We start from the raw sequence: 263 nt of genomic DNA, 5'->3' as shown, positions 1-263 counted from the left end.
AAGCACCGTCGCCTCGTGAGTTCTTCCATGGCGGTCATGCTCGGCGCCACCACGCTGGCCGCGTGCGGCTCGTCGTCGGACGACGACAGCGGGGCCCGGTCCGGCCCAGTCTCACTGACGTACTGGACCTGGGCCCCCGGCATGGACAAGGTCGTGGACCTGTGGAACGAGGGTCCGGGCAAGAAGGAGCAGATCAAGGTCACAGTGAAGAAGCAGGCGTCCGGCGACACGCTGGTCACCAAGATCCTCACCGCGCACAAGGC

1 pseudogene is annotated in these 263 nt (G+C 66.5%); it reads left to right on the top strand.

What is annotated here, in order from left to right:
- Nucleotides 1-263: pseudogene (locus J0695_RS43090) on the top strand (sugar ABC transporter substrate-binding protein); the annotation flags it as partial.

The sequence above is a fragment of the Streptomyces beijiangensis genome (genome assembly GCF_017315755.1).
GTDB classification, from domain to species: domain Bacteria; phylum Actinomycetota; class Actinomycetes; order Streptomycetales; family Streptomycetaceae; genus Streptomyces; species Streptomyces beijiangensis.
This window is presented reverse-complemented; position numbering and strand designations above follow the sequence as displayed.